This is a genomic window from Variovorax sp. E3 (assembly GCF_016082275.1).
Classification (GTDB): Bacteria; Pseudomonadota; Gammaproteobacteria; order Burkholderiales; family Burkholderiaceae_C; genus Variovorax.
On the sequence record NZ_MOWM01000125.1, the window covers coordinates 1 to 23,995 of the forward strand.

The following is a 23,995-nucleotide window of genomic DNA, read 5'->3' on the forward strand; positions in this document are numbered from 1 at the left end:
CTTGCGGGGCCCTTTTTCATTCCCGCTCGAAGACCGCGATCGACTCGACGTGCGCCGTGTGCGGGAACATGTTGACCACTCCCGCGAAGGTGCAGCGGTAGCCCGCCTGGTGCACCAGCAAGCCGGCGTCGCGCGCCAGCGTCGACGGGTTGCAGCTCACGTACACGATGCGCTTCGGCGGCGTCCAGCCGTCGGTGCGCAGTTCGGGCTGCTGATGCAGGTCGGCCATGGCCTTGGCGAGCGCGAAGGCGCCTTCGCGCGGCGGGTCGACCAGCCACTTGTCGGCGCTGCCGTCGGCCACCAGCATGGCGGGCGTCATGTCGAACAGGTTGCGCGCGACGAACGTGGCGGGTGACAGCGCACGCCGCGCGGACGTTGCCGGCTGGTTCGCCTTGTAGTTGTCGGTTGCGCGCGCCACCAGCGTGTCGCTGCCCTCGATGCCCAGCACCTCGCGCGCCTTGCTGGCCAGCGGCAGCGTGAAGTTGCCCAGGCCGCAGAACCAGTCGATCACGCGCTCGTCGGGCTGCACGTCGAGCAGGCGCAGCGCCTTGCCCACCAGCGCGCGGTTGATGTGCGGATTGACCTGCGTGAAGTCGGTGGGCTTGAACGGCATGTCGACGCCGAACTCGGGCAGCCGGTAGGCCAGCGGCGCGCCGCCCTCTTCCAGCAGCTTGACCGTGTCCGGCCCCTTGGCCTGCAGCCACCACTGAACGCCCTCGTTCTGCGCCGCGAAGGCCTTCAAACGGCCGATGTCGGCGCCCGACAGCGGCTCGAGGTGCCGCAGCACCAGCGCGATGGTGCCCAGGCCCGTGGAGCCCGGCGCGTCGCCGCAGGCGAGCTCGATCTGCGGGCAGGTCTCGCGCGCGTCCATCGAGCCGATCAGCGCACGCAGCGGCATCAGCATTTCGCTGACCTGCTTGGGCAGCACGGGGCACACCTGCATGTCGGCCAGGTAGCGGCTCTTGCGCTCGTGGAAGCCGATCAGCACCGTGCCCTTCTTGACCACATGGCGCACCGACAGCCGCGCACGATAGCGGTAGTGCCATGCGGGGCCCTCGAGCGGGCGCAGCAGGTTCTCGGGCTTGACCTTGCCCAGGTGCCACAGGTTGTCTTCCAGCGCGCGCTGTTTCACGGCCACCTGGGCCGCGGGGTCCAGGTGCTGCATCTTGCAGCCGCCGCAGGCGCCCGTGTGCAGGCCGAAATGCGGGCAGCCCGGGCGCACGCGCTGCGACGACTCGCGGCGGATGGCCGTGACCGTGCCCTGCTCCCAGTTGTTCTTGCGGCGATGCACGTTGAACCGCACTTCCTCGAAGGGCAATGCGCCCTCGATGAACACGACCATGCCGTCGGCCTTGTGCGATACACCCTGCGCGTCGAGGTCGAGCGATTCGACCTGCAACCATTCTTCGCCGGGATTCGTGGGTACTTTCTTTTCTTCGATGGGTTCCGTCATCCCCCGATTGTCTCAGCGCGGACGAGTGGGGTTAAAACAGCGCGTCCCGACCCACGCCCGAGCGCGCCAGCTGGCGCCGCATCTTGGCCAGCGCCTCGTTCTGGATCTGCCTGACGCGCTCGCGCGTGAGGCCCAGGCGCACGCTCAGCACCTCGAGCGTTTCGGGCTCGCGGTCGTGCAGCCCGTAGCGGCCTTCCAGCACCTCGCGCTCGCGCGCGTCGAGCGCATGCACCCACTGGTCGAGCAGGCGCTCCACCTCGTGCATCTGCGTGATGCCGCTCGGGTTGCCCTGCTCGTCGTCGGAGGCCACGGTGTCGGCCAGCGTGAAGCCGTCGTCGCCGCGCGCGTCGCCCGCGTCCAGCGAGCGCGGGGCTTCGGCCAGGGCCAGCAGGTCGGCCACCGCCTGCACGTCGCGCCCCAGCAATGCGGCGATGTCTTCCACGCGCACGCCCTCGGGCCGGTGGGCGATGAACTCGGCGTCGCCCTCCAGCGTGCGGCGGGCGCGCAGCACCTGCTGCAGTTCGCGCACCACATGCACAGGCAGGCGAATGGCGCGCGCCTGCGTCATGACCGCGCGCTCGACCGACTGGCGGATCCACCAGGTCGCGTAGGTGGAAAAGCGAAAACCGCGCTCGGGCTCGAACTTGGTGATGGCGTGCATCAGCCCCAGGTTGCCCTCTTCGATGAGGTCCGACATCGGCACGCCGCGCCCCAGATAGCCCTTGGCGATGCTGACCACCAGCCGCAGGTTGTGCTCGATCATCGATTGCCGCGCGGCGAAGTCACCGGCCCGCGCGGCGCATGCGGCCTGGTATTCCTCGGCGGGGGTGAAGAGCTCGGTGCGCCGGACCTGGCGCAAATAGATGGTGAGGGCATCGGCGCCCTCGCCGCCGATCAGCTCGGCCATCGCGCCGTTGGGCAGCGCGGTGCTTGCGTCGAAGGACTCGGCGGCGCCTTCTAGCGGAGCGGGTTCTTGCCCGGGATGGTTATCCGGCTGCGGCCCCTTGCCCGCCGACCCGCGCACGGGCGGCGTGCGACGGGGGCGGGAGGCAGCCATGGCATCACCGGCTCGGCAGGTAGCGCGAGGGGTCGACAGGCTTGCCCTGGCGACGGATCTCGAAGTGCAGCTTGACGCGATCGGCGTCGCTGTTGCCCATTTCGGCGATCTTCTGGCCCTTCTGGACCGACTGGTCTTCCTTCACGAGCAGCGTCTGGTTGTGCGCGTATGCCGTGAGGTAGGTGTTGTTGTGCTTCAGGATGATCAGGTTGCCGTAGCCGCGCAGGCCCGCACCGGCATAGACCACGCGGCCGTCGGCGGCGGCCAGCACGGGGTCGCCCGCCTTGCCGCTGATGTCGTAGCCCTTGTTCTTGGCTTCGTCGAAACCGGCGATCAGCGAGCCGCTCGCGGGCCAGATCCAGCCGAGGTCTTCGTCGCCCGAAGCACCGCTGCCCGGTCCTGCCGGAGAAGCGGTCACGGGTGCCGGCGGCTTGCTTGCGCTGGTGCCGGGCGATGTCGATACGATGACCGGAGGCGGCGTCACCGGCTTGGTGACCGCGCCTTCGGACGTGCTCGGCGGCGCGTGGCCACGGACGTGCCCGAGCCGGTCGGGGGAATCACGCGCAGCACCTGGCCGACCTCGATCAGGTCGGGGTTGTCGATGTTGTTCCAGCGGACGATGTCCTGCCAGCGTTGCCCCGTTTCGTTGCCGATGCGGCGGATGGTGTCGCCGGGACGCACCGCGTAGTAGCCGGGCTTGCCGTAGTTTTCGATGCCGGCCAGCGGCTTGCCGTTGGCGTCGGTGGTGATCGGCGGGCCGCCGGGCACCGGGGTGGGGGCCGGGGGGCGCGTCATGGTGCCGCGGTCTTCGACCGGCGCCGGCCCACGCGGTGTGGAACAGCCTGCGATCACCAGCACAAAGGCCAACGTGACGCCACCGAACCAACTCCGATTGCCAAAACCCTGCATTTGTTATTCCTTCAAGCGATACCTGATTTTAGGGGGACAAAGTGGACCGCCTCAAGAATGAGCCGCTCCAACCCTCGCGAGGTCTTGTCAATGACGACAAGGGCTTGACCGCCGCTGGCGGAATGGGTTGGCGCCACGATGCGTCCACCCACGGCAAGTTGCGTGATCCAGGCTTCGGGTACGGCTTCGCCGCCCGCGGCGGCAATGATGCCGGCATACGGCGCGCCCTTGGCATAGCCGATCATTCCGTCGCCCAGCATCAGGTGCACGGTGGCCAGCCGGAAGTGCCGCAGGTTGGCCCGCGCGCGCTCGTGCAGCCCGCGCAGGCGCTCGATGCTGTAGACCTCGGTGGCCACCTGATTCAGCACCGCCGCCTGGTAGCCGCAGCCGGTGCCGATCTCGAGCACGCGGCCCAGCTTGTCCTGCGGCTTGCCGGCCAGCGCGGGAGCGCCGAGCAGCAGCTCGATCATGCGCGCCACCACGCTGGGCTTGGAAATGGTCTGCCCCAGGCCGATCGGCAGGCTCGTGTCTTCGTAGGCCTGGTTGACCAGCGCGCTGTCGACAAAGCGATGCCGGTCCACCGCGCCCATGGCGCGCAGCACGCGCGGATCCGAAATGCCCTGCGCCGCGAGCTTTTGCACCATGCGCGCGCGCACGCGTCCGACGCCATCGAGGGCGTGGACGGCACCATGGGCTTGACCGGCACGGCAGGCATGCGCCCGCGCGTGGCAGCCGAAGCGGTGGGTGTCAGGCGAACGGGAAAACTGGGCCGTTGCGTGGCCATGTCAGTTGCCCAGACGGGCCACCGTCTCGCGCCATTGGCCGAGGTTGGCGTGGTCGGTCAGGTCGATCTGCAACGGCGTGAGGGCGATATGGCCCGCGGCGGTGGCGTGGAAGTCGGTGCCTTCGCCGCTGTCCTTGGCGCTGCCCGCGCCGGCGATCCAGTACATGGTCTCGCCGCGCGGACTGTCTTGCGTGATCACTTTTTCCGCCGAGTGGCGGCGACCGAGACGGCAGACCTTGACCGGCTTGAGTTCGTCGAACGGCAGGTTCGGCACGTTGACGTTGAGCAAAAACGGCGCGCCGCCGAGCATGCGCTCGCGTTCGATCTGCTGCACCAGCCGGCGCGCCACCTGGCCCGCCGCCTCCACGTTCGCCCAGCCCTTTTCGATCTGCGAGAACGCGATGGCCGGGATGCCGAACAGGTAGGCCTCCATGGCCGCGCCCACCGTGCCCGAATAGATGGTGTCGTCGCCCATGTTGGCGCCGTTGTTGATGCCGGACACCACCAGGTCGGGCCGATAGCCGAGCAGGCCCTTGAGCGCGATGTGCACGCAGTCGGCCGGCGTGCCGGTCACGTAGCGAAAACCGTTGTGTGCCTGGTGCACGTAGAGCGGGGCGGCCAGCGTCAGTGCATTCGACTTGGCGCTGTTGTTGTGTTCGGGAGCCACCACCTCGACTTCGGCGATGTCTTTCAGCGCGTCGTGCAAAGCGACGATGCCCGGCGCCTGAAAGCCATCGTCGTTGGAAATAAGTATCTTCATGGTGTCCTGGATGCGCCCAGATTGTAGGCGCGGGGTGCGTCGCAGCAGGGACAAGCCTGCCCTGCCGCGCCGCCTATCATCGCCCGCATTCATTGCCCCCACCCGACTCATTGAAGGAGACTCGAGCATGCACGCATGGCTTTGCGAAAACCCCATCGGCGTCGACGCGCTGACCTGGAAGGAACTGCCGACACCGACGCCGGGGCCGGGCCAGGTGCTGATCGAAATCAAGGCCGCGAGCCTGAATTTCCCCGACCTGCTGATCGTGCAGAACAAATACCAGATCAAGCCGCCCCTGCCCTTCGTGCCGGGCTCCGAATATGCGGGCGTGGTGCAGGCGGTCGGCGAAGGCGTCACGCACCTGAAGGTCGGGCAGAACGTGGCCTGCCTGTCGGGCACCGGCGGCTTCGGCACCCACACGCTGGCGCCCGCCGCGCTGTGCATGCCGCTGCCCGAAGGCTTCGGCCACGTCGACGCGGCCGCCTTCATCATGATCTACGCCACCTCGTGGCATGCGCTGATGGACCGCGCGCAGCTGAAGGCCGGTGAAACCGTGCTGGTGCTGGGTGCGGCCGGCGGCGTGGGCACCGCGGCCATCCAGATCGCCAAGGCCGCGGGCGCAAGGTCATTGCGGCAGCCTCCACCGACGAGAAATGCGAACTGTGCCGCTCAATCGGCGCCGACGCGACGATCAACTACACCACGCATGCGCTGCCCAACGGTTTTCGCGATGCCATCAAAGCCGCCACCGACGGCAAAGGCCCCGATGTCATTTACGACCCTGTCGGCGGTGATTTCGCGGAGCCCGCGTTTCGCTCGATCGGATGGCGCGGCCGTTATTTGGTGGTGGGTTTTGCGTCGGGCCCCATTCCATCGCTGCCATTGAATCTGACGCTTCTCAAAGGCGCATCGCTGGTCGGCGTGTTCTGGGGCGATTTCGCCAAGCGCGAACCCAAGGCCAATGCGCAGATGATGGCCGAATTGGCACAGTGGTACGGCCAGGGAAAGATCAAGCCGGTGATCGACAGCACCATGCCGATGGCCGAATTGAAGGCCGCTTACGCCCACATGGGCTCGCGCGGCGTCAAAGGCAAACTCGTGATGGTGAACTGAACGCGCAACGCGACTTCAGCACCCAATAAAAAAGCCCGCGCATGCGGGCTTTTTTATTGGGCAGTTGCCCAGCAAAAGCTGAGGCACTTACTTGATCTCGTAATCGGAAAGCGACTTGCCGGCAGCCAATGCTTCCGTCACCCAACGCGGCTTGCGGCCACGGCCACCCGACCAGGTTTCGCCCGTCGGGCCGCGGTATTTGGCGGCAGCCTTGACCGGAGCGGCGCCGGCACTGCGCTTGACCGCGCTGGCACGGCCAGTCAGTTTCAGGTCAGTGGCGGTCAAACCGTATTCGGCGATCTTCTTGCGCAACTCCTCGATCACGCCCGAGCGTTCCTGGTTACGCAGGTCTTCCGCCTGCTTGCGCAATTGCGCAATCTGCTCGTCATGCTTCTTGATCTGGGAATTGATATCGGCGAGGGTCGAAGCCATTGTTGGACTCCTGAAATTGAAAACGGGTGGATTTTAATTCAGTTTACATTTGTCACGCACGCGTCTGCCGGCGGAAAAACCGTCGATCCATTGCTTTAATGCAACAACTCGCAACGTAAAGTCCACCCGCACGCGTGGCGGATATGCGAATCAGAAGAGGGAAAAGGTCTTCGGCTTACTGTCGGAAGCGGAGCCGGAAATGACAACGCCAGGACAAGCCTGGCGGTGTGTTCCTTTGAAATGCTATTTGGCAATAGCGCAAAGGAGATATTTTGGGGTGGCTGATGGGACTCGAACCCACGACGACCAGAATCACAATCTGGGACTCTACCAGCTGAGCTACAGCCACCGCAGAGCCTCAGATTGTAGCGTGAAAAAACGCGGTTTTGAAGTTCGCGATCAACTCGGATGCACGAAAGTCACATTCAGGCCGATCAACCCGCCGCCAGCGGTCCTGCCGAACCCGCGCCTTCCTCGATCTTGATCGAGCCGTCCGACCTTTCGCACGTGCCGATCAGCAGCCCGCTGGCGATCGCGTGCTCGCGCAAGGCCTCGACCACTTCGTCTCGCCCGGGCGCCTCGGAAAACACCGGAACCTTGCTCAACGCGAACAGCTGGAACGCATAGCGATGCACGCCGTGCCCTGGCGGGGGATCGGGCGGCAGCCAGGCCGCCTGCAACGTCGAATTGCGCCCGACGTGCAAACCGATGCCCTCGTTGTCCTGGCTCGGCAGCGCGCCCTCGGCAAGCGCCCCGCTCTGCGCGTCCAACCCGACGACGATCGCGTGCACGAGCGGATTCGGCGTCGGTGAATCCGCGTCCTCGACGATCAGCAGCAAGGCAGCCGCGCCGTCCGGCAGGCCCGTCCACTGCAGCGGCGGCGAAAGGCCGTCGCCGTCGGCTGTGTAGCGCGACGGCAGCGGCGCGTGGTCCACGAAGGCAATGCTCGTCAAGGCGATGGAGGCCATGCCTTGCCGCATGCCGAGCATGTTGAAGACGATGTTGTCGAGACCGGCGCGCACGCCCTGCAACGCGTGGCCGATCACATCAGGCAGTTTTTCCAGCATGCCCCGGTATACCGCCGTGTCGCCCCTGCTTCTGTAGGACGCCGCGTGCCCTGCGCGTCGCGGCGCGCGGCAAATTTCTCGATCGCATGTTCGATCTGCTTTCCCCATGCGGCCGTCCATATCGCTCCGCTATCATGAATGCGACCCGCGCGGACGGGCATGGCGTTCGACCACTTCCCCCTCACCTCCAAAGGAATTTCTTCATGAGCATCGTCTGGACTATTCTGATCGGGTTCGTCGTGGGTCTGGTGGCGCGCGCCGTCAAGCCGGGCGACGATTCCGCCGGCTTCATCGTCACCACCATCATCGGCATCGCGGGTTCGCTGATCGTGACCTACGTCGGCCAATCGATGGGCTGGTACACCGCGGGCCAGGGCGCCGGCTTCATCGCCTCCGTGCTGGGCGCGATCGTGCTGCTGATCCTCTACGGCCTGATCAAGCGCAAGAGCTGACAAGACCGCCGGCCGCGCGAACGGCAACGCAACGATGCCCCGCAAGCCGCGCGCCAAACATCATGTCTATGTGGTCGAGCTCGATGACCGCGTATGGAACAACGGCCGCTTCCGGCGCGCCAACCCCGACTACCAGCTCGGCAAGCCTTTCGTCTATGTCGGCATGACGGGGCTCGACCCCGACATCCGCTTCGACAAGCACAAGGCCGGCATCCAGGCCAACAGCTTCGTGCAGGAGTTCGGCCTGCGACTGCTGCCTGCGCTCTACGAACGCTACAACCCGATGCCCTACGAAGACGCACGCTCGATGGAAGTCGAGCTCGGCATCCGGCTGCGCGAGGCCGGCTACGGCGTATGGCAGGCCTGAGCCGACGCGCCGCTCACGCGTAGGTCACCCAGTCTTCGTAGGCGGGGCCGTCCAGGTGCGGCAGCGTGTTGTAGGTCACGAGCATGTGCCGCTTCGGCGTGAAGGCAAACTCCGTCACCGAGGTGTTGCGGATGCGCAGGTTGAGTTCGATGGTCGTCTCGGCGCTCGTGCCGAGCACATGGCCGACAGCCGTGCTGATCGGTCCGCCGCTGGACACCACCAGCACCTTCGCGCGTGGTGCCTGTCGCGCACGTGGTCGAGCGCCGTCGTCACGCCCGCCAGAAAGTCGACATAGCTGGGCATGCCGACCGGCTTGGTCTTGCCCTGCATCCACGCCCCCAGCCCATCGCGCAACAGGCGGAAATGATGGCGGTACATCTCGGGCGAATCGGGCTTTTGCAGCTTGCCTTCGTGGACCGTCGCGATGATCGCCTCGCTGTCGTACTCGTTGAGTCCGGGCCACGGCAGCACGTCGTCGCGCGCAAGGCCCAGCCCCTTGGCAATGCCCTCCCAGGTCTGGCGATGGCGCTTGAGGGTGCCGGTGATGACGGCGTCGAACACCATGCCGCGTTCGCGCCAGTATTCGCCGAGCCGAACGGACTGCCGGTGTCCGAGCTCGCTCAGGTTGTCATAGTCGGCAGCACCGAAACTGGCCTGCCCGTGGCGCACGAGATAGAGGGTTCCCATGCACGGGATTCTGGCAAGAAGCGCACACGCCGCTTGTCCCTCGTGCGACCAGAATGAAAAAGCCCGGGCCATCGGCCCGGGCTCTTGTTCCTCGCTTGTTCCTTGCGGAAAGCGGCAGGTCAGCGACCCGCCGCACCCGGCAGCGTGTCCGCCGGCTTCGGCACCAGGATCTCGGCCTTGAAGCGGTCCTTCAGCATGTTGTAGTACGCAGCGTCTTCCGCGGCGGCCACCGACTGGCCGACCTGCATCTGCTCCTGCTTCGCGAGTTCCGGCGCCGGCGGCGTGCGCGGCACCACCTTGGTCACGCGAACCACGGCATAGCCTTGCGTGCCCAGGTCCACGCCCATCAGCGCCGGCAGCTTGGCGGCGTCGGCACGCAGCGCGGCGTCGATCACCGGCAGCGGCTGCGAAGCCACATCGCGGCGCGACACCGTGACGGGCGCGCCGAAGGTCGCGCCGTCCGCCTTGGTGGTCCACGCAGCGAGCTTGGCTTCGCCCTCGGTCTTGGCCAGCACCGCGGCGCGCTCGTTGACGAGCTGCGCGCGGATCTTGTCCTTGACCTCGGCCAGCGGCACCGGGTGCGCCGGCGTGTACTGGGTCACGCGGCCCGATGCGAGCTGGCTCGAGCCGACTTCGATCGCTTCGGTGTTCTGCTTGCGTTGCAGCGAATCGGGTGCGAACAGCGCGCTCAGGAAGTTGCGATTGGCCAGCGGGCCGGTGGCGCCGGGCACGGGCGTGCGCGCCACGTTGCTCGCGGTCTGGATCGTGAGCTTGAGCTTGTCGGCGGCGGGCTTGAGGCTGTCGGCGTTCTGGTACACGGCATCGGTGAAGGCCTCGGCCGCCTTCGCGAATTCCTGCGTGGCCTGCTGCGAGCGCACTTCGTTCTCGATGGTCGCACGCACTTGCTCGAAGGGCGGCACCACGGCCGGCTTGATGTCGGTCAGGTGAATGATGTGATAGCCGAACTCGGTTTCGATCACGTTGCTGATCTCGCCCTTCTTGAGCGCGAACATCGCGTCTTCGAACGGCTTGACCATCGCGCCCTTGGTGACGAAGTCGAGGTCGCCGCCCTTCTCGGCCGAGCCCGGGTCTGCGAGTTCTTGCGCGCCACGTCGGCAAAGGTGTTGGGTGCTTTCTTCACGTCGGCCAGCAGTTGCTCGGCCTTGGCCTTGGCCTTTTCGCGGTCGGCGGCGGACATGCTCGACGGCGCGGTGATCAGGATGTGGCTCGCGCGGCGCTCTTCCTTCGTGCCGAAGCGCGAGGTGTTCTGCTCGTAGTAGGTCTTGAGGTCGGCGTCGTTCACGACGATGTTCTTCTTGGCGGCCTCGAGGTCGAGCACGAGGTATTCGATGCTGGCCTGCTCGGGCGCCTGGAACTGCGCGAGGTGGTCCTTGTAGTAGGCCTCGACGTCGGCGTCGCTCACCGTCACCTTCGATGCGAAAGCCTCGGGGCTGAAGCGCGCCACCTGGATTTCACGGCTGTCGTAGAAGGCGTTGATCGTGGTCGCGGCCAGCGCGGGCGGCGTGAAGGCCGTGCCCGAGATGCCCAGCAGCACCTGCTGGGTGGCCATGTCGGAACGCACCGAGGCTTCGTACTGCTCGGGCGTGCGGCCCGTCACGCGCTGGAAGGCTTCGCGGTCGAACTTGCCGTCGGGCGTGCGGAACGCGGCCAGGCCGGGGTCTTGCGCGAACATGCGCGACAGCCGGTCTTCGGACACCGTCAGGTTCGTCTTGGAAGCGGCAGCGGCCAGCACGCGGTCGCGCACCATGCGCTCCAGCGTGGCGTAGCGCAGCGCGTCGGACTCGAGCACGGTCGGGTCGACGTTGGGCGACTGCTGGCGAATGCGGTCCGTCTCGACGCGGTGCTGCTGGTCCCACTCGGGCTTCGTGATGTCGTGCCCCTCGATGCGCGCGACTTTCTCGTCGCGGCCGGAGCCCTGGTAGCGATCGACACCGAAGAACACGAACGAGGGAATGATCAGCAAGAACAAGAAAATCATCACGACTTTGTTGTACTTGCGGAAGGTTTCAAACATGCTTGAACACTCTTTTTCGACGGCTGTCGGACGGCAATAAAAAAGGCGAACTTGTGGTTCGCCTTTGCATCGGGTGGTGGTGGGTGCTGAGGGGCTCGAACCCCCGACCTACGCCTTGTAAGGGCGCCGCTCTACCAACTGAGCTAAGCACCCCACCGGAATATTCTCCGAGTCTAACGCCTTAGTTGAGCGCGTCTTTCAGCGCCTTGCCTGGACGGAACTTCGGAATCTTGGCGGCCTTGATTTTAATCGCGTCGCCGGTGCGGGGATTACGGCCCGTGCGGGCAGCGCGTTTGCCTACTGCGAAAGTGCCGAAACCGACGAGCGAAACAGAGCCGCCCTTCTTGAGCGTGGTACGAATGGCGCCGATCGTGGATTCGAGCGCACGGGTCGCTGCGGCTTTGGAAATATCGGCGTTCTTTGCGATGTGCTCAATCAGTTCGGTCTTGTTCACAAGGGCCCCTTGTAGAAAAAAAGTTGGTCGGCTTCCGTCAGCTGCGACCTGGCCGCGGTGTCGTGCGACTCAAGAACCTGGCAGGCCTGACGCCTCGGCAGCGCACTGCCAGCGAGGATTACAACCACTGGTCTGCAGGGTGTCAATAAGACACGAGGCCATGCCGATCAGCGGAGCGCGCGATTTTAGGGGCCTTTCGTGAACTCCTTTTTCAAAGCGGCTCAAAGCGCGTCGGCAATGGCTTTTCCGAGGTCACGGGTGCTTGCGTTCCCACCGATATCCGGGGTACGCGGTGCGCCGCTTTGGGGCGCGAGCACCTTCTCGATGGTCGACAGGATGGCGTCGTGCGCCTGCTTGTGGCCCAGGAACTCCAGCATCATCGCGCCGCACCAGATCTGCCCGATGGGGTTGGCGATGCCCTTGCCCGCGATGTCCGGCGCCGAACCGTGCACCGGCTCGAACAGCGACGGCGTGGTGCGCTCGGGGTTGAGGTTGGCGCTCGGCGCAATGCCGATGGTGCCGGTGCATGCCGGCCCCAGGTCGGACAGGATGTCGCCGAACAGGTTGCTCGCCACCACCACGTCGAAGAAGTCGGGCCGCTGCACGAAGTGCGCGGTGAGGATGTCGATGTGGAACTTGTCCAGCGTCACGCCCGGGTAGTTCTTGCCCATTTCGGCCACGCGCTCGTCCCAGTAGGGCATGGTGATCGAGATGCCGTTCGACTTGGTGGCGCTGGTCAGGTGCTTCTTCGGGCGCGACTGCGCCAGCTCGAAAGCGAACTTCAGCACGCGGTCGACGCCACGCGCGACATCACGGTTTCCTGCACCACGATCTCGCGCGGCGTGCCCTGGTACATGCGCCCGCCGATGCTGGAGTACTCCCCTTCGGTGTTCTCGCGCACGATGTACATGTCGATCTCGCCGGGCTCGCGCGGCGTGCCGTCGCGCCGCACCACGGGCGCGATGATGCCGGGCATCAGCGCGCGGGGCGCAGGTTGATGTACTGGTCGAACTCGCGGCGGAACATCAGCAGCGAGCCCCACAGCGACACGTGGTCGGCAATTTTCTCGGGCCAGCCGACCGCGCCGAAGAAGATGGCGTCGTACCCGCCGATCTGGTCCTTCCAGTTGTCGGGCAGCATCTGGCCGTGCTTCTCGTAGTAGTCCCAGCTCGAGAAATCGAAGTGGTCGAACTTCAGGTCGATGCCGAATTTGCTCGCGGCGGCCTCCAGCACGCGCAGGCCCTCGGGCGTGGTTTCCTTGCCGATGCCGTCGCCGGCGATGACTGCGATTCTCTGGGTGCTCATGGTGTGGCTCCTGCTTGTGGGGGAGAAGAAAAGAATGCGAGCGCCTCGGCGAGCAATGCGTCGGGCGCTTCTTCGGGAACGTAGTGACCGCAGGGCAAGGCCCGGCCCGACACCTCGGCCGCGCGCTCGCGCCACAGCGCCAGCACGTCGAAGGCCTTGCCGACCGCGCCGTGCTCGCCCCACAGCACGCGCAGCGGCTGTGCCAGGCGCCGGCCGGCGGCGATGTCGGCGCGGTCGTGTTCGAGGTCGATGGTGGCGGAGGCGCGGTAGTCCTCGCAAATGGATTCGGCAGTGCCCGCGATGGCGGCGCAGCGCTCGTACTCGGCCAGCACCTCGGGCGCGAACGGCGCCAGGCCCGCATGCCGCCCGCCCATCACGCTGCGCACATAGCGCACGGGGTCTGACGCGATCAGCGCCTCGGGCAACGGCGGCGGCTGGATCAGGAAGAACCAGTGCCAGTACGCCTTGGCGAAGGCCTCGGAGGTGTGCTCGTACATCGCGAGCGTGGGCGCGATGTCGAGCAGCAGCATGCGCTCGACCGCCGCTGGATGGTCCGCCGCGAGCCGATGCGCCACGCGCGCGCCGCGGTCGTGCGCCAGCACGCCGAAGCGCTCGAAGCCGTGGTGCCGCATGGCGTCGAGCGCGTCGAGCGCCATCTCACGCTTGCTGTAGACACGGTGCCCGGCATCGGCGACCGGGCGACCTGAATCGCCGTAGCCGCGCAGGTCGAGCGCGACCACGGTGAAGCGCTCGGCCAGCGCCGGCGCCACGCGGTGCCAGATCGCATGCGTCTGCGGATGGCCATGCAACAGCAACAAGGGCGCGCCCTGCCCGCCGATGCGGCCATGGATGCGCACGCCATTGCGCTCGAGGTCGAAAGTGGGGAAGGAGAGGAACGGGTTCGTCACGTCGCGATTGTGCGTTGCGCCCCCGCCGCCATCAAGCAACAATCAGCCAATTCATACTTTCCAATCTGGCATGAATTCTCCGTCGATGGACCGTGGCGATCTGGCGCTGGTGCTGGCCATTCGCGACCAGGGCAGCCTGGCCGGCGCGGCCGGCACGCTCGACGTCGTGCCCTCCGTCATCACCAAGCGCCTCGGCGCGCTCGAGGCGCGGCTGGGCCAGCGCCTGTTCGACCGCACCACGCGTCGGCTCAGCGTCACGGCCGAGGGCGAGGCTGTCTGCCTGCATGCGAAGACGCTGCTCGAAGGCTTTGCCGCGCTCGAAAGCGAGCTCGGCGAACGCCAGAACGAACTGACCGGCACGATCCGCCTGGCCGCCACCTTCGGCTTCGGGCGGCGCTGGCTCGGGCCCGCACTGGCGGCCTTCCAGGCGCGGCACCCTGCCCTGCAGATCGAATTGCTGCTGACCGAGAAGCTGCCCGACCTGGGCGCCGAAGGCTACGACGGCGCGATCTGGCTGTGGGCCGTGCAGCAGCCACGCACAGCCGACTGGGTCACGCGGCGCATCGCGCGCAACCAGCGCGTGCTGGCCGCGTCACCCGACTACCTGGCGCGCCGCGGCATGCCGGCCAGCGTCGAGGCGCTGGCCTCGCACGACTGCCTGGTCGCGCGCGAGAACGGCGAGAGCAGCCAGCGCCAGTTCGCGCTCTGGAGCCTGCGCCACGCGCGCGACGGCGGCACGGCGCGCGTTCGCGTGCAAGGCCGGCTGGCCAGCAACTCGGGCGAGATGGTGCGCGACTGGTGCCTGGCCGGGCACGGCGTGATGCTGCGCAGCCTGTGGGACATCGCACCGCAACTCGCCAGCGGCGAACTGGTGCGCGTGCTGCCGCAGTACGCCATGGCCGATGCCGACATCCATTGGGTCGCGCCCTGGCGGCCGAAGACGCCGCGCCGCGTGCGGCTGCTGGTCGACCATCTCGCGGAGCAGTTTCGCGCGGAGCCGTGGAAGCCGGGCAAGGCCGGTGGGCGCTGAAAAGAAAAGCCGGCGGCTCAGCGCTGCTCGCTGCGCACCACCAGGCTCACGCCGACGGCGGTGAGCGCAATGCCCAGCACCGTCACCAGCGTGATCGGCTCGCGGAACAGCAGCCACGCCATCACCGCCGTGCAAGGCGGCACCAGGTACAGCAGGCTGGTAACGGCCGTGGCCGTGCCGCGCTGGATCAACATATAGAGAAGGGAACTGCCGCCCAGCGACAGCGCCAGCACCGACCAGGCCATGGCGCCGCCCGACTGCAGGTTCCACTCGATGGCCTGCGGCTCCAGCGCCGCGAACGGCAGCGTGACCAGCAGCGCCGCCGCCATCTGCACCGCGCTTGCGCTGCGCACATCGCAAGGCGCGACAAAGCGCTTCTGGTACAGCGTGCCGGCGGTGATCGAGAGCAGCGCCATCAGCGCCAGCCCCATCGTCAACATGCTGACCTCGCCGCCCTGCCCGAGCTTGCGCGCCACGACCAGCACCAGCCCCGCGAAGCCCAGCGCCAGCCCGGCCCACTGCCGCTTCGAAATACGCCCGCCGTTGAACGACAGCCAGACGGCGGTGAGCACCGGCTGGATGCCGACCAGCAGCGCCACCAGCCCCGCGCCCATGCCCTCGCGCACCGCCGCCCACACACCGCCGAGGTAGCCCGCCTGCATCAGGATGCCCGTGACGGCCAGGTGCCCCCACTGCGCGCGCTGCTTCGGCCACGCGACCCGCGCCAGCGCGACCCAGAGGCCGAAGCACGCCAGCGACAGCGCATAGCGCACCGCCAGGAACTTGAGGGGTGGCGCGTACGGCATGCCGAAACGCGCGACGATGAAGCCCGTGCTCCAGATCAGCACGAAGATCCCGGGCATTGCCCGCAGCCAGCCCGCGCCGCGGGCCGAGGCCGCCGAGGTCATTTGGTACGGGCCCGTATCTCGGGAATGGCCTTTTGCAGGTAGTACACCATCGACCAGATCGTGAGCACGGCCGAGATCCAGATCAGCCACTGGCCCCAGAACCCGGTGTCGATCACCTTGAAGAGGCGCCCGTCATACAGAAGGAACGGAATGGCGATCATCTGCACGGTCGTCTTGACCTTGCCGATCATGTGGACCGCCACGCTCTTGCTGGCGCCGATCTGCGCCATCCATTCGCGCAGCGCCGAAATGGCGATTTCGCGGCCGATGATGATCAGCGCCACGAACACGTCGGCGCGCTGCAGATGCACCAGCACCAGCAGCGAGGCGCAGACCAGGAACTTGTCGGCCACCGGGTCGAGGAACGCGCCGAAGGCCGAGGTCTGGTTGAGCTTGCGCGCCAGGTAGCCGTCGAGCCAGTCGGTCGCGGCGAACACGATGAACATCACCGTGGCGATCAGGTTGCGCATCGGCTCGCTGATCGGCAGGTAGAACACGCCGACGATCAAAGGGATCGCGACGATGCGCGTCCAGGTCATGATGGTCGGTAGGGTCCAGAACATCGCTTGATTGTGTCATGGCGGCATTAACCTTCTGCCGAAGATCGTGCCTCAGTGAAGTGCCTTGTAAATCTCTTCCGCGAGGTCGGAGGCGATGCCCTCGACCGAGGCGATGTCCTCCACGCTCGCCGCCGCCACGCCGCGGATGCCGCCGAAGCGCTGGAGCAACCGCGCCCGGCGCTTGGGCCCGATGCCCGGAATGTCTTCCAGCTGGCTGCCGCCCACCCGTATCTTGGCGCGCTTGGCGCGCATGCCGGTGATGGCGAAGCGATGCGCCTCGTCGCGGATCTGGGCGACCAGCATCAGCGCGGCCGAGTCCTTGCCCAGGTAGACCTTCTCGCGGCCGTCGGCGAACACCAGTTCCTCGAGCCCGACCTTGCGGCCTTCGCCCTTCTCGACGCCGACGATCAGCGACAAGGGCAGGCCCAGCTCGCCGAACACCTCGCGCGCCATCGACACCTGGCCCTTGCCGCCGTCGACCAGCACCAGGTCGGGCATGCGCAGGGTCCGGGCCTTGGGCGGCGCGTCGGCGGCGTCGCTTTCGGCGTCGCCCGGGGGCAACGCGTCGGTCTCGGCGGCCATCGCCTCGGCCAGCTTGCCGTAGCGGCGGTGCAGCACCTGGCGCATGGCCGCGTAGTCGTCGCCGGGGGTGATGCCTTCGATGTTGTAGCGGCGGTATTCCTTGTTCTGCATGGCGTGGTGCTCGAACACCACGCACGATGCCTGCGTGGCTTCGCCCGCGGTGTGCGAGATGTCGAAGCATTCGACGCGAAAGTCGTCGAGGTCGTCGGACGCGAGCTCGAGCGCGTCGGTCAACGCGCGCGTGCGCGCCTGCTGCGAGCCTTCTTCGGCCAGCAGCCGGGCCAACTGCAGCTTGGCATTCGTCTCGGCCATCTCGAGCCAGTGGCGGCGCTGTTCGCGCGGCTGGAACACCGCCGTCACGCGCGCGCCGGCCTGCTGCGAAATGGCCTCGATCAGCTCGCGGCTCACCTGCTCGCTCAGCACCAGCGTGGCGGGCACCGGCACGTCGATGTAGTGCTGGGCGATGAAGGCCTCGAGCACCTGCACCTCGATCGGGTCGGCGGGCAGAGGGCTCGCGTCATCGCCCTCGTCGTCGTCCAGCTCGCCGTGATGGATCTGCGCCGCATCTTCCACATGCACCGGGAAATACGGCCGGTCGCCCAGGTGGCGGCCGCCGCGCACCATCGCCAGGTTCACGCAGGCCTTGCCGCCCTGCACCTTCACGGCCAGGATGTCGACGTCCTTGTCCGAGGCGATCTCGATCGACTGCTGGTGCAGCACGCGCGAAATCGCCGACATCTGGTTGCGCAGCTCGGCCGCCTGCTCGAACTCGAGCTTCTCGGCGTGCGTCATCATGCGTTGCTCGAGCTTCGTGAGCACGAGCTGCGTGTCGCCCATCAGGAAGGCCTCGGCGCTGGCCACGTCCTGCGCGTAGGCCTCGGGCTCGATGTAGCCGACGCAAGGCCCGCTGCATCGCTTGATCTGGTACAGCAGGCAGGGCCGGGTCCGGTTGGCGTACACCGTGTCCTCGCAGGTGCGCAGGCGGAACACCTTCTGCAGCAGCTGGATCGACTCCTTCACCGCCCATGCACTGGGGTACGGCCCGAAGTAGCGGTGCTTCTTGTCGACCGCGCCCCGGTAGTAGGCCAGCCGCGGAAACGCGTGCGACGCGATCTTGAGATAGGGATAGCTCTTGTCGTCGCGAAACAGGATGTTGTAGCGCGGCTTGAGCGTCTTGATCAGGTTGTTCTCGAGCAGCAGCGCCTCGGCCTCGGAGCGCACCACCGTGGTCTCCATGCGCACGATCTTCGAGATCATGTGGCCGATGCGGGTGCCCCCGTGGCTCTTCTGGAAGTAGTTGGCGACCCGCTTCTTGAGGTTGCGCGCCTTGCCCACGTAAAGCACCGCGCCGGCCGCGTCGAAATAGCGGTAGACACCGGGCAGTTGCGGCAGGGCCGCGACTTCGCTGAGCAATTGATCGGAATGCACGTCTGACATGGCGGCTATTGTGGCGCGGTGCGCAAACACCACGCCCCGCGCCGGCGACCCGCCCTAGCGGGCGAGTTCGCTGACCAGCCGGTACAGGAACTCGCGCCCGTCGTACAGCCGCTGGATCTCGATGCGCTCGTCCAGTCCGTGGGCGCGCGCATCGGCCGGCTCCAGGAACATGCCGGTCACGCCGTACATCGGAATGCCGGCGTTGCGCATGAAGCGGCTGTCGGTGGCGCCGGTGCTCATGGCGGGCACCACGGGCACGCCCGGCCACATCTGCTGGGTGAGCGATTCCACCGTCTTCACGAGGTCGCCGTTCAGCGGCGACGCCGGGCTGCGCAGCGGCCGGCCGACGTTGCGCACCACGATCTTGTCGTTGCCGATGGCCTGGGTCAGCAGGCGCTCGACCTCGTCCGGATCGTCATGCGGCAGGATGCGGCAATTGACCGTGGCCTTGGCCGATTGCGGCAGCGCGTTCTCGGCATGGCCGGCCTGCACCATCGTCGCCACGCAGGTGGTGCGGAACTGGGCGTTGTAGGCCGGGTTGGCCGACATGCGCTCGATCACCGACGGGTCGGGGTTGCCCGTGCCCACGGCGCGCATGTCGTCGGCCAGCTGGCCGGTGGCAAACGGCGCGCTGCGCGCGAAATAGGTCTTGGTGACGTCGGCCAGCTTCACCGGAAAGTGGAAGTTGCCCAGCCGCTCCAGCCCCGCCGACAGCGCATAGATCGGATTGGTTTTGGTCGGCACCGAGCTGTGGCCGCCCACGTCGCGCGCCTCCAGCATGTAGGTGGTGTACATCTTCTCGGCCACCTGCATGCGGTGCAGGTTCGGCTTGCCGCCGCGCAGTTCGCCGCCGCCGCCCTCGTTGATGCCGAACTCCGCCTGCAGCAGCTCGGGCTTGTTGCTGATGAGCCAGAAGGCGCCGTTGCTCAGCGCGTCGCCGCGCTCCTCGTCGGCGGTCAGCGCCAGGATGATGTCGCGCTTGGGCTTGAAGCCCTCCTGCTTCAGCTGCCCCACCACCGACACCAGCGCCGAGGCCATGGCCTTGTCGTCGATGGAGCCGCGCGCGGTGAAGTAGCCGCCGGTTTCCTGCAGCTTGAACGGGTCGGTCTTCCAGTCTTCGCGGCGGGCCTCGACCACGTCGATGTGGGCCAGCAACAGCAGCGGCTTCTTGCTGCCGTCGCCCTTGAAGCGCAGCACCAGGTTGCCCTTCTTGGGGAAGGGCTCGAAGATCTGGATGTCGCCGGGCGCAAAGCCCGCTTCGACCAGGCGCTTTTCCATGGCGCGCGCCGCCACCGTGTTGTCTCCCACCGAATGGGTGGTGTTGATCTCCACCAGCTCCTTGTAGATGTCGCGAAAGCGCTGCTGCTGCGGCGTGAGCGACGGCGGGGTTGCCGTCTGCGCCACGGCGGCGGTGATGCCGCACAAAGCCAACGACACGGCCAGCGCGGTTTTCACGGCACGGAAGGTCTGCATCCTCATGGGTCTCTCTCCGGTGGTTGTTGTGCCGGCCAGCATAGCAACACGGCGGCCGAACACGGGCACACTCGCGCCCATGCAATCGAGGCAATGGGACATCTTCTGCAGGGTCATCGACAACCACGGCGACTTGGGCGTGTGCTGGCGGCTGGCCTGCCAACTGGCCGTGCGCGGCGAGCGCGTGCGGCTGTGGATCGACGACGCATCGGCGCTGCGCTGGATGGCGCCTTCGGGCCAGCACGGCGTGCAGGTGATCGACTGGCTCGACGCCGCCGCGCTGCGTGCAGCCGTGGCCGCGCCGGCGCCCGACGTGCTGGTCGAGGCCTTCGGCTGCGAACCCGCGCCGGAACTGATCGCGCGATTCGCCGAAACGCCGGGCAGGCCGTGGATCAATCTCGAATACCTGTCGGCCGAACCCTATGTGGAGCGCCTGCACGGCCTGCCTTCGCCGGTGTTCCAGGGCCCGGGCGCGGGCCTGACCAAGCGCTTCTTCTACCCCGCTTCACGCCCGCGACCGGCGGCCTGCTGCGGGAACCCGACCTGACCGAACGCCGGGCCCGCTTCGACCGCGCGCAGTGGCTGGCCGGGCGGCAGGTTCCGTGGCGCGACGGCGAGCGCCTGGTGTCGCTCTTCTGCTACGAGCCCGCCGTGCTGCCGGCGTTGCTGGCCCGGCTGGCGCAAGGCCCCGAGCCCACGCGGCTGTTGGTAACAGCCGGCCGGGCCGCCGCAGCGGTCAAGGCGCAGCTCGCGGACCGGGAAACATCCGGCGCGCTATCAATTTCATACCTGCCCCACCTGACCCAGCCGGATTTCGACCACCTGCTCTGGGCCTGCGACCTGAACTTCGTGCGCGGCGAGGATTCGCTGGTGCGCGCCCTCTGGGCCGGCGCGCCGCTGGTCTGGCAGATCTACCCGCAGGACGACGACGCGCACCACGTCAAGCTGGGCGCCTGGCTCGACTGGCTCGGCGCCCCGCCCTCGCTGCGGCTTTTTCACCACGCCTGGAACGGCTTCGGCGACGCCCCCCTGCCGGCGCTCGAAATGCAGGGCCCGTGGCGCGAAACCGCCCTGAATGCCCGCAAGCGGCTGCTGGCGCAAGACGACCTGGCAACGCAACTGCAGAAAATGATCGCCCAAAAAAGCTAAAATAGTGGGCTTTGCGGATTTCGGCCCGGATTCCTACGGTCCGAAATACTCTCCGCTAAACCTGCCGCGGGACATGTACCGCGGGGCCAGACACACCGGCACACATTGATTGCCGATGGCCCCGTGCACCGAGCGGCCAACATCCAGAGACCCTGTTATGAAAATCGCTCAAGAAATCCGCGCCGGCAACGTCATCATGCACGGCAAGGACCCGATGGTCGTCCTCAAGACCGAATACAGCCGCGGCGGCCGCAACTCCGCCACCGTGCGCATGAAGATGAAGAGCCTGATCGCCAACTTCAACACCGAAGTGGTCTTCAAGGCCGACGACAAGATCGACCAGATCGTGCTCGACAAGAAGGAGTGCACCTACTCCTACTTCGCCGACCCGATGTACGTCTGCATGGACGCCGACTACAACCAGTACGAAGTCGAAGCCGAAAACATGGGCGACGCCCTGAACTACCTCGAAGACGGCATGGCCGTCGAAGTGGTGTTCTACGACGGCAAGGCCATCTCGGTCGAACTGCCGACCAGCGTCGAGCGCGAAATCACCTGGACCGAACCCGCCGTCAAGGGCGACACCTCGGGCAAGGTGCTCAAGCCCGCCAAGATCGCCACCGGCTTCGAAGTGCCCGTGCCGCTGTTCGTGTCGCAAGGCGACAAGATCGAAATCGACACGCGCACCGGCGAATACCGCAAGCGCGTCTGAGCTTCAACGGCTGACTGACCACCACCCTCGAAAAAGGCTCCGCAAGGAGCCTTTTTCGTTTCCCGGGCACACTGGTTGCGACGCTGCACAATCACTCGGATCCATCTGTACGCCATCTGTCTGGTCTCTCCATGAACAACACGCACGATCTTCACGACAAACGCCTGGCCGACGCCTGGGCCACGCTCCAGTCGCACGCCGACCAGGGCCTGCCGCTCGATCCCGATCCCTCGCGCATCGCCTTCGCCGACCCCGAGTTCCTGCTGCGCCGCGAAACGCGCGGCATCCGCATGCAGCTCGAGCTGATGAAGCCCGACCTGGAGCAGCGCGCCCACGGCATCGAGAACACCGTGGTGGTGTTCGGCAGCGCGCGTTTCCGCAGCGAGGAAGACGCCGCCGCCATGATCGCGCAGGCCGATGCCGCCGGCGACGCGGTGGCCTCCGAGCGCTGGCGCCGCCTGGCGCGCAACTCGCACTACTACGAGAAGGCACGCGCCTTCGGCAAGCTGGTCGCGCAGTACAGCAACGACAAGGAGCCGCAGGACAAGCTCTTCGTGTGCACCGGCGGCGGCCCCGGCATCATGCAGGCAGCCAACCGCGGCGCGCACGAAGGCGGCGGCCTCTCGGTCGGCCTGGCCATCGCGCTGCCGATGGAAGAAGAAGCCAACCCCTACGTCACGCCCGCGCTGAGCTTCAAGTTCCACTACTTCGCGATCCGCAAGATGCATTTCATGATGCGTGCGAAGGCGCTGGTGGCGTTCCCGGGCGGCTTCGGCACGCTCGACGAACTGTTCGAAGTGATCACGCTGGTGCAGACCAAGAAGTCGAAGCCGGTGCCGATCGTGCTGTTCGGCTCGGACTACTGGAAACGCATGATCGACTTCGACTTCCTGGTCGACGAAGGCGTGATCTCGCCCGGCGACCTGAAGCTCTTCGAATACGTCGACGCGCCCGAAGACGCATGGAGCGCGATCAAGCGCTTCTACAAGCTCTGACCTGAGGCCGGGTCAATCGGCGCTGCCGTCCTCTTCCGGACGCAGCGCCTGCTCGAAGAAATTCGTGAGCGCCCGCGCGCGGCGCTTGCGGTCGGCCTCGCTGGTCTGGCCCATGGCCACGGCATCGTCGGCCACGCCGTGCAGCGCGTTGAACAGGATCACGGCCGTCATGGTCGCATCGTCGACCCGCCACACCTTGGCCGCGGTGCCCTGCACCAGCAGCGCGACCAACTGCGCGATCACCGCGTTGTCGTTGCGCATGCGCCGGTCTTCGGGCCGGTACTCGTGAAAGACCACGTCGTGCAGCGCGACGTTGTCCAGGTAGGTCTGCAGCCCCGTCTCGGCCCACGCCTTGAGGCGCGCGCGGTGGTTGTCGGGGCGGTGGCGGTCCATGGCCTCCTGCAGGCGCGCGCAGAAGGTGTCGACAAAGCGCTGCTGCAGCGCGCCGAGCAGCGCCTCCTTCGACGGAAAGTACAAATAGAACGTGCCCTTGGCCACCTGCGCGCCGGCCGCGATGTCGTCGATGCTGGTGGCGGCGATGCCCTTCTCGACGAAGAGCCGCTCGGCGGCGTCCATCACGCGGGGGCGCGTGTCTCGGGCGCCTTGGTGCGGCGGCGCGGCGCGGCCTCGACTTCCACGGACGCGGGAGGTGCCGGGAGGGTGGCCGTGCCGCTCTTCGCCATCGACGGCCTCAGGGCACAGCGGCCGCTGCCGTGCGCGCCGAACGGATCGCCGCGCGCACCGCCGCCAGGTCGAATGGCAGGCCGCTGGGCGCCATGACGCGCTCGCCCAGCCACGCCAGCGCATCGTCGGTGTCGGCAAACGTGCTGGCGGGCACGCCGAAGAGTTTCTCGACATTCATCTTGCGGATTTTCTCGTACTGGTCGGCGGGCACCACGCTCGCCATGCCCATCATATGGCGGCGGATGTCGGCGCCGCGCGCCTGCAGCCACTGCTTGGCGCTCTGCGCGCTGCCCTCGGGATGCACCAGCGCGTCGGCGTCCGCGAACACGCGCAGCGAGGCAAAGGGCTGGCCGCGGTCGAGCCAGCGGTTCCAGTCCTCGGTGAAGGCGTGCATGCTCTCTAGCGTCTGCAGCCCCGAAGAGACGCTGATGACCAGGGGCCATTGACTGAGTTCGTGATGGATCATGGAAAGCTCCTTGATGAAGATCGATTGAAGGCGCGCGCGCAGGCGCACCGGCACAAGAGCGGCGGGCATGGGGAAGCGAAGCCTCAGGCGCGAACGGCGATCGCGGCGGCGCGCGGCCGGACGCTCAGCAGCAGTCCGGCGGCCAGCAAGCCGGCCGCGCCGGCACAGGCCATGGCCGCATGGAAGCCGCCGGCCAGCGCCGTGGCCAGCAGCTGG

The 23,995-nt window shown here is 66.9% G+C and carries 18 protein-coding genes, 2 tRNA genes and 7 pseudogenes; 7 read left to right on the top strand and 20 right to left on the bottom strand.

What is annotated here, in order from left to right; translation table 11 throughout:
• Positions 1 to 16: 16 nt before the first annotated feature.
• The 5 genes and pseudogenes from rlmD to surE form a co-directional block, all read right to left on the bottom strand.
• Positions 17 to 1,453 (bottom strand): 23S rRNA (uracil(1939)-C(5))-methyltransferase RlmD, encoded by a 1,437-nt coding sequence (rlmD, locus tag BMG07_RS30300; RefSeq protein ID WP_198087644.1) that lies wholly within the window; start codon positions 1,451 to 1,453, stop codon positions 17 to 19.
• A gap of 31 nt (positions 1,454 to 1,484) precedes the next feature.
• A complete protein-coding gene (locus BMG07_RS30305) occupies positions 1,485 to 2,510 on the bottom strand; it encodes a sigma-70 family RNA polymerase sigma factor (RefSeq protein WP_198087645.1) in 1,026 nt (341 codons plus the stop codon).
• A gap of 4 nt (positions 2,511 to 2,514) precedes the next feature.
• Positions 2,515 to 3,419: pseudogene (locus BMG07_RS30310) on the bottom strand (peptidoglycan DD-metalloendopeptidase family protein).
• Positions 3,420 to 3,430: 11 nt separating this feature from the next.
• A pseudogene (locus BMG07_RS30315) lies at positions 3,431 to 4,203 on the bottom strand (protein-L-isoaspartate(D-aspartate) O-methyltransferase).
• A 1-nt stretch (position 4,204) separates the two neighbouring features.
• Entirely contained in the window at positions 4,205 to 4,963 is a 759-nt protein-coding gene (gene surE, locus BMG07_RS30320) for a 5'/3'-nucleotidase SurE (RefSeq protein WP_198087646.1), read from the bottom strand.
• Between the two features lie 127 nt (positions 4,964 to 5,090).
• Here surE and BMG07_RS30325 point away from each other — a divergent pair.
• Positions 5,091 to 6,076, top strand: a pseudogene (locus BMG07_RS30325) (NADPH:quinone oxidoreductase family protein).
• Positions 6,077 to 6,163: 87 nt separating this feature from the next.
• On the opposite strand, the gene BMG07_RS30330 reads toward BMG07_RS30325, so the two are convergent.
• The 3 genes from BMG07_RS30330 to BMG07_RS30340 all read right to left on the bottom strand — a co-directional run bounded on the left by BMG07_RS30330 (position 6,164) and on the right by BMG07_RS30340 (position 7,575).
• Positions 6,164 to 6,508, bottom strand: a complete 345-nt coding sequence (locus BMG07_RS30330; RefSeq protein ID WP_198087647.1) for an H-NS family nucleoid-associated regulatory protein — start codon at positions 6,506 to 6,508, stop codon at positions 6,164 to 6,166.
• Positions 6,509 to 6,781: 273 nt separating this feature from the next.
• Positions 6,782 to 6,857, bottom strand: a tRNA-His gene (locus BMG07_RS30335).
• Positions 6,858 to 6,942: 85 nt separating this feature from the next.
• Positions 6,943 to 7,575: a YbhB/YbcL family Raf kinase inhibitor-like protein gene (locus BMG07_RS30340; RefSeq protein ID WP_198087648.1), complete on the bottom strand. Its 633-nt coding sequence runs from the start codon at positions 7,573 to 7,575 to the stop codon at positions 6,943 to 6,945.
• A 203-nt stretch (positions 7,576 to 7,778) separates the two neighbouring features.
• Here BMG07_RS30340 and BMG07_RS30345 point away from each other — a divergent pair, with 203 nt between their 5' ends.
• Together BMG07_RS30345 and BMG07_RS30350 are read left to right on the top strand one after the other, a co-directional pair.
• Positions 7,779 to 8,027, top strand: a complete 249-nt coding sequence (locus BMG07_RS30345; protein WP_198087649.1) for a GlsB/YeaQ/YmgE family stress response membrane protein — start codon at positions 7,779 to 7,781, stop codon at positions 8,025 to 8,027.
• A gap of 34 nt (positions 8,028 to 8,061) precedes the next feature.
• On the top strand, positions 8,062 to 8,394 hold the full coding sequence (locus BMG07_RS30350; RefSeq protein ID WP_198087650.1) for a hypothetical protein: 333 nt from the start codon (positions 8,062 to 8,064) through the stop codon (positions 8,392 to 8,394).
• Between the two features lie 13 nt (positions 8,395 to 8,407).
• Here the strand turns inward: BMG07_RS30350 and BMG07_RS30355 are convergent.
• The 6 genes and pseudogenes from BMG07_RS30355 to BMG07_RS30380 all read right to left on the bottom strand — a co-directional run bounded on the left by BMG07_RS30355 (position 8,408) and on the right by BMG07_RS30380 (position 13,783).
• Positions 8,408 to 9,081 (bottom strand): annotated as a pseudogene (locus tag BMG07_RS30355) (histidine phosphatase family protein).
• A 119-nt stretch (positions 9,082 to 9,200) separates the two neighbouring features.
• Positions 9,201 to 11,116: pseudogene (locus BMG07_RS30360) on the bottom strand (SurA N-terminal domain-containing protein).
• A gap of 77 nt (positions 11,117 to 11,193) precedes the next feature.
• A tRNA-Val gene (locus BMG07_RS30365) sits at positions 11,194 to 11,269 on the bottom strand.
• A gap of 28 nt (positions 11,270 to 11,297) precedes the next feature.
• Complete coding sequence (locus BMG07_RS30370; RefSeq protein ID WP_007830705.1) at positions 11,298 to 11,570, bottom strand: HU family DNA-binding protein; 273 nt, start codon at positions 11,568 to 11,570, stop codon at positions 11,298 to 11,300.
• A 221-nt stretch (positions 11,571 to 11,791) separates the two neighbouring features.
• Positions 11,792 to 12,875 (bottom strand): annotated as a pseudogene (locus tag BMG07_RS30375) (tartrate dehydrogenase).
• Positions 12,872 to 13,783, bottom strand: a complete 912-nt coding sequence (locus BMG07_RS30380) for an alpha/beta fold hydrolase (protein WP_198087651.1) — start codon at positions 13,781 to 13,783, stop codon at positions 12,872 to 12,874. Before BMG07_RS30380 ends, BMG07_RS30375 begins: the two are co-directional and overlap by 4 nt.
• Before the next feature lie 85 nt (positions 13,784 to 13,868).
• Between BMG07_RS30380 and BMG07_RS30385 the strand changes: the two genes are divergently transcribed.
• Positions 13,869 to 14,813, top strand: a complete 945-nt coding sequence (locus BMG07_RS30385; RefSeq protein WP_198087652.1) for a LysR substrate-binding domain-containing protein — start codon at positions 13,869 to 13,871, stop codon at positions 14,811 to 14,813.
• A gap of 17 nt (positions 14,814 to 14,830) precedes the next feature.
• Here BMG07_RS30385 and BMG07_RS30390 read toward each other — a convergent pair whose 3' ends face one another.
• Genes BMG07_RS30390 through BMG07_RS30405 form a run of 4 tightly spaced genes read right to left on the bottom strand, consistent with a single transcriptional unit; the run spans position 14,831 to position 19,779 of the window.
• Positions 14,831 to 15,721 carry a DMT family transporter gene (locus BMG07_RS30390; protein ID WP_198087653.1) on the bottom strand — a complete coding sequence of 297 codons (891 nt, stop codon included), beginning with the start codon at positions 15,719 to 15,721 and terminating at the stop codon, positions 14,831 to 14,833.
• On the bottom strand, positions 15,718 to 16,284 hold the full coding sequence (gene pgsA, locus BMG07_RS30395) for a CDP-diacylglycerol--glycerol-3-phosphate 3-phosphatidyltransferase (protein WP_198087654.1): 567 nt from the start codon (positions 16,282 to 16,284) through the stop codon (positions 15,718 to 15,720). The genes BMG07_RS30390 and pgsA overlap by 4 nt, the downstream gene beginning before the upstream one ends.
• Before the next feature lie 48 nt (positions 16,285 to 16,332).
• Complete coding sequence (gene uvrC / locus BMG07_RS30400) at positions 16,333 to 18,300, bottom strand: excinuclease ABC subunit UvrC (RefSeq protein ID WP_198087655.1); 1,968 nt, start codon at positions 18,298 to 18,300, stop codon at positions 16,333 to 16,335.
• A gap of 54 nt (positions 18,301 to 18,354) precedes the next feature.
• Positions 18,355 to 19,779, bottom strand: coding sequence for a M20/M25/M40 family metallo-hydrolase (locus BMG07_RS30405; protein ID WP_198087656.1), 1,425 nt, complete (start codon positions 19,777 to 19,779; stop codon positions 18,355 to 18,357).
• A 73-nt stretch (positions 19,780 to 19,852) separates the two neighbouring features.
• Between BMG07_RS30405 and earP the strand changes: the two are divergent.
• The 3 genes and pseudogenes from earP to BMG07_RS30420 all read left to right on the top strand — a co-directional run bounded on the left by earP (position 19,853) and on the right by BMG07_RS30420 (position 22,629).
• Positions 19,853 to 20,922, top strand: a pseudogene (earP, locus tag BMG07_RS30410) (elongation factor P maturation arginine rhamnosyltransferase EarP).
• A 157-nt stretch (positions 20,923 to 21,079) separates the two neighbouring features.
• Positions 21,080 to 21,634, top strand: coding sequence for an elongation factor P (gene efp / locus BMG07_RS30415; protein WP_093236965.1), 555 nt, complete (start codon positions 21,080 to 21,082; stop codon positions 21,632 to 21,634).
• Positions 21,635 to 21,765: 131 nt separating this feature from the next.
• A complete protein-coding gene (locus tag BMG07_RS30420) occupies positions 21,766 to 22,629 on the top strand; it encodes a TIGR00730 family Rossman fold protein (RefSeq protein WP_198087657.1) in 864 nt (287 codons plus the stop codon).
• Positions 22,630 to 22,641: 12 nt separating this feature from the next.
• Here BMG07_RS30420 and BMG07_RS30425 read toward each other — a convergent pair whose 3' ends face one another.
• Positions 22,642 to 23,205 (bottom strand): TetR/AcrR family transcriptional regulator, encoded by a 564-nt coding sequence (locus tag BMG07_RS30425; RefSeq protein ID WP_269759561.1) that lies wholly within the window; start codon positions 23,203 to 23,205, stop codon positions 22,642 to 22,644.
• 115 nt (positions 23,206 to 23,320) lie between these two features.
• Positions 23,321 to 23,848, bottom strand: a complete 528-nt coding sequence (locus BMG07_RS30430) for a hypothetical protein (RefSeq protein WP_269759559.1) — start codon at positions 23,846 to 23,848, stop codon at positions 23,321 to 23,323.
• Positions 23,849 to 23,995: the final 147 nt, after the last annotated feature.

Coding starts and splice junctions, on each gene's coding strand:
- rlmD (WP_198087644.1), bottom strand. CDS start 1,453: ATGACGGAACCCATCGAAGAAAAGAAAGTACCCACGAATCCCGGCGAA.
- BMG07_RS30305 (WP_198087645.1), bottom strand. CDS start 2,510: ATGGCTGCCTCCCGCCCCCGTCGCACGCCGCCCGTGCGCGGGTCGGCG.
- surE (WP_198087646.1), bottom strand. CDS start 4,963: ATGAAGATACTTATTTCCAACGACGATGGCTTTCAGGCGCCGGGCATC.
- BMG07_RS30330 (WP_198087647.1), bottom strand. CDS start 6,508: ATGGCTTCGACCCTCGCCGATATCAATTCCCAGATCAAGAAGCATGAC.
- BMG07_RS30340 (WP_198087648.1), bottom strand. CDS start 7,575: ATGCTGGAAAAACTGCCTGATGTGATCGGCCACGCGTTGCAGGGCGTG.
- BMG07_RS30345 (WP_198087649.1), top strand. CDS start 7,779: ATGAGCATCGTCTGGACTATTCTGATCGGGTTCGTCGTGGGTCTGGTG.
- BMG07_RS30350 (WP_198087650.1), top strand. CDS start 8,062: ATGCCCCGCAAGCCGCGCGCCAAACATCATGTCTATGTGGTCGAGCTC.
- BMG07_RS30385 (WP_198087652.1), top strand. CDS start 13,869: ATGGACCGTGGCGATCTGGCGCTGGTGCTGGCCATTCGCGACCAGGGC.
- BMG07_RS30390 (WP_198087653.1), bottom strand. CDS start 15,721: ATGACCTCGGCGGCCTCGGCCCGCGGCGCGGGCTGGCTGCGGGCAATG.
- pgsA (WP_198087654.1), bottom strand. CDS start 16,284: ATGTTCTGGACCCTACCGACCATCATGACCTGGACGCGCATCGTCGCG.
- uvrC (WP_198087655.1), bottom strand. CDS start 18,300: ATGTCAGACGTGCATTCCGATCAATTGCTCAGCGAAGTCGCGGCCCTG.
- BMG07_RS30405 (WP_198087656.1), bottom strand. CDS start 19,779: ATGAGGATGCAGACCTTCCGTGCCGTGAAAACCGCGCTGGCCGTGTCG.
- efp (WP_093236965.1), top strand. CDS start 21,080: ATGAAAATCGCTCAAGAAATCCGCGCCGGCAACGTCATCATGCACGGC.
- BMG07_RS30420 (WP_198087657.1), top strand. CDS start 21,766: ATGAACAACACGCACGATCTTCACGACAAACGCCTGGCCGACGCCTGG.
- BMG07_RS30425 (WP_269759561.1), bottom strand. CDS start 23,205: ATGGACGCCGCCGAGCGGCTCTTCGTCGAGAAGGGCATCGCCGCCACC.
- BMG07_RS30430 (WP_269759559.1), bottom strand. CDS start 23,848: ATGCCCGCCGCTCTTGTGCCGGTGCGCCTGCGCGCGCGCCTTCAATCG.